4 protein-coding genes are annotated in these 3381 nt (G+C 65.8%); 2 read left to right on the top strand and 2 right to left on the bottom strand.

Translation table 11 applies throughout. The features are described from left to right. Positions 1-870 (bottom strand): pyridoxal-phosphate-dependent aminotransferase family protein (locus tag AC3AYF_RS19495; RefSeq protein ID WP_487780218.1); only part of this gene is annotated, 870 nt, incomplete at its 3' end. Positions 871-1144: 274 nt separating this feature from the next. Here AC3AYF_RS19495 and AC3AYF_RS19490 point away from each other — a divergent pair. Continuing rightward, positions 1145-1840: a GntR family transcriptional regulator gene (locus AC3AYF_RS19490; RefSeq protein WP_149435844.1), complete on the top strand. Its 696-nt coding sequence runs from the start codon at positions 1145-1147 to the stop codon at positions 1838-1840. Between the two features lie 14 nt (positions 1841-1854). Here AC3AYF_RS19490 and mtgA read toward each other — a convergent pair whose 3' ends face one another. Beyond that, positions 1855-2562 carry a monofunctional biosynthetic peptidoglycan transglycosylase gene (gene mtgA, locus AC3AYF_RS19485; protein ID WP_295041014.1) on the bottom strand — a complete coding sequence of 236 codons (708 nt, stop codon included), beginning with the start codon at positions 2560-2562 and terminating at the stop codon, positions 1855-1857. 166 nt (positions 2563-2728) lie between these two features. Between mtgA and AC3AYF_RS19480 the strand changes: the two genes are divergently transcribed. Next, on the top strand, positions 2729-3381 hold a 653-nt coding region (locus tag AC3AYF_RS19480), incomplete at its 3' end, for an alpha/beta hydrolase fold domain-containing protein (protein WP_487780217.1).

Below are 3381 nucleotides of genomic sequence, written 5' to 3'. Positions count from 1 at the left end.
GCCGAAGCCGAGCGCCGCCGACGAGTCCTTCTCGTAGGTCAGGGCGGCGTCGTTGAGCAGCAGCTTGTCCAGCGCCTCGTTGAGACCGTAGAGCAGATTGGTGCTCGGCGTGTAGGGCCAGTAGCCATTGGCGTTGGCGGCGAGAATTTCGTCCCAGGCCCAGAACCCCCGGGGCATGGTCGAGCGCTGGCTGGCTTCGATCGCCTTGGGCGACAGCGCGTTGAAACTGATTCCGGGGGGCAGCATCAACCCTTTCTGCGATCCGGAAACGGTGACATCGACGCCCCACTCGTCGTGACGGTAGTCGGCGCTCGCCAGCCCCGAGATGGTGTCGACCAGCAGCAGCGCCGGGTGATCGGCGGCGTCGATGGCGCGGCGCACGGCGGCGATATCGCTGGTGACCCCGGTGGAGGTCTCGTTGTGCACCACGCACACCGCCTTGATTCGATGCTCGTGGTCTTGCCGCAGGCGCTCCTCGATCAGCTTCGGCTGCACGCCATGACGCCAGCTCTGGGACGCTGGCAAGGAGAGGAACTCCGGCTGGATCCCGAGACGCAGCGCCATCTGCTTCCACAGCGTGGCGAAATGCCCGGTCTCGAACATCAGCACCGCGTCGCCGGGACTGAGCGTGTTGGAGAGCGCCGCTACCCAGGCGCCGGTACCCGAGGCCGGGTAGATGATCACCGGGTGCCGGGTCTGGAAGATCTTCTGGATGCCTCCCAGCACTTTCAGACCCAGCTCACCGAACTCCGGGCCTCGATGATCGATGGTCGGCAGACTCATGGCCCGCAGGATGCGATCCGGCACGGGCGACGGCCCCGGGATCTGCAGAAAATGGCGGCCGGAAGGGTGTTGGTCGAGTTCGAGCATGGCGGCATCTCCAGAGGTAAACCAGAAGTGAAGCCAACGGCACGCCTCACGTCGTTTTGTGGCACTCATATGGTTTTTTGCATTCATTACGCAATATGCCGAATAATCGCCCTCCGACAAACCACGACATAAGTCGCAGGGCCCGACCGATAGCTCGGCGGCGGAACGCGGAGGCCCTTGGCGGGGTCGAAGATCGGCCGGTCGACCGCCGATGCGCAGTAGCCACGATCGAACGCTTGCGATAGAAAGAAGGGAAACCAACAGGGTTCAATGCATGCAGACATCCGACGATACGGCGCTCGGCCTCGACGCACGACCACTGCGCATCGAGCGCGCCGCGCTGCACGACAAGATCGTGGAGCGGCTACACGACCTGATCACCGAAGGCGGCCTGGAACCCGGCGAACGTATCAACGAACGCGAACTGGCCGAGCGGCTGGCGGTGTCGCGCACGCCCCTACGCGAGGCGCTGCGCGTGCTGGCCGCCGAGAAGCTGGTGACGATCTCGCCCAACTACGGCACTTTCGTGACCCGCATGACCCGCCAGGAGATTCGCGACACCTTCGAGCTGATGAGCGCGCTGGAGCGTTTCTCCGGCGAGCTGGCATCCCTCAGGATCACCGTGGAAGAGCTGGCGGCCGTGCGTGAAGCCCATGAAGCGATGCTGGGCCACTGGCAGCGCCACGACTTGCCCGCCTACTACCATGCCAATCAGCGGATTCACGACCTGATCAACCGCGCTGCCCGCAACGACGCCCTGCGCCAGACGTACCTATCGCTCAACCGGCGCCTCCACCCGCTGCGGCTCTCCTCCAATCGCTCGGAAGCCAAGTGGCGCAAGGCGGTGGAGGAACATCGCGACATGCTGCGCGCGCTGGAAGCGCGTGACGGGCCTGCGTTGGGAGCGTTGATGGAGCGCCACCTGCTGGAGAAACGCGACGCGGTGCTGGCCGATTGGACGGACGAGTGAGCAGGCCGGGGGGATCAGTCGAGGCGCTGCAGGAAGGCGGTGCCGCCGAGCTGACGCATCTGACGCTGGATCCATGCCGCCCGCTGCTGGACGTGCGCCGAGGGTTGGGAAGCGCTCCAGCCGCGGGGGTTGGGCAGTATCGCGGCGAGTCGGCTGGCCTGGGACACGCTGAGATTGGCGGCGGAAGTGCCGAAATAGTGTTGCGCCGCCGCCTCCAGCCCGAACACGCCGGTATCCCACTCGGCGATATTGAGATAGACCTCGAGGATGCGCTGCTTGGGCCATAGCGCCTCGAGCAGCAGTGTGAACCAGGCTTCCAGCCCCTTGCGGATCCAGCTGCGCCCCGTCCACAGGAACAGGTTGCGGGCGGTCTGCTGGCTCAGCGTGCTGGCGCCGCGCAGGTCGCCGCCGTCCGACCAGTTGGCGAGCGAGCGCTTGATCTGGGCCACGTCGAAACCCCAGTGTTCGGGGAAGCGCTGGTCCTCCCCCGCCATCACCGCCACCTTGGCGTTGTCCGATAGCCGGGACCACGGCTCCCACTGCTGCTCGATGGCCAGGTTGTCGCCGTGGAACCAGGAGCTCACCTTGCGCTCCACCATCACCATGGAGCCGAATACCGGCACGAAGCGGAAGACCAGCACGAACAGCACCGACAAGCCCACGAAGGCCGCGATGGCGATCACCAGATAGCGAAGAAGCGTGCGCGGCCAACCTGACGGCATGAACGGGAGCTCGTGTTCGAAGAAGTAGGCACCCAGTATAACAAGGGCTTGCTGGTATGGGTTCGTCTCGATCGTCTCGTCGTAACCCGTGCGCCGGCGCGCGTGCTGGCATGGTGCCGTTCGGCCGATTACCGTGGTAGCCGCAGCCACCGACAGAGGATACCCGATGCGGATCGACGACTTCATCCACCAGTTCAGCCTCGCCGATGTCGCCGCCGAGGCGCCGGTGACGGCGAAACGCCGTGCGTATGAAGCCCTGCATGCGAGACGTCGCGCTGCCGACCCTGGCGGGATGCGGTTCCGCGACGAGCGTCTCACCGACGTGAAAGTCCGCCGATTCCTGCCCGCTCGCTGCCGGACCGGCGTTGTCGTCTACCTGCACGGGGGCGGCTGGAACCTGGGTTCGGTCGACAGCCACCACGGTATCACCGCCGATCTGGCCGAGCGCCTGCAGCGCGAGGTGATCAGCGTCGACTATCGGTTGCTGCCGGAAGCGAGCTACGCCGAGGCGCTGGCCGATTGCCGGGCCGTGGTCGAGACGACCGTGCCCGTCGCCGTCATCGGCGACAGCGCCGGCGGCCGGCTGGCGATCGATGTCGCTCATACCGGTGAATGGCAAGGCGTGCTCGGCTTGATCTATCCGGTAGTAGGAGCGCCGACGCGGGAGAACCTGGGCGATGACGCGCCACTGCTGTCGAGAGCGGACATTCTCTCACTATGGCGAATGGCGGCGCCTGGCGTCCCCGATGTGCCGGCCAATCTACCTCCAGTCCCGAACATCGAGGCCCTCTCCGCCGAGCGCGATCCCCTCACGCGGCC

The sequence above is a fragment of the Salinicola sp. genome, assembly GCF_982684285.1.
This window is presented reverse-complemented; position numbering and strand designations above follow the sequence as displayed.

Bases quoted from the DNA above. Each gene is read 5' to 3' on its own strand.
- mtgA (WP_295041014.1), bottom strand. From the start codon at position 2,562: ATGCCGTCAGGTTGGCCGCGCACGCTTCTTCGCTATCTGGTGATCGCC.
- AC3AYF_RS19490 (WP_149435844.1), top strand. From the start codon at position 1,145: ATGCAGACATCCGACGATACGGCGCTCGGCCTCGACGCACGACCACTG.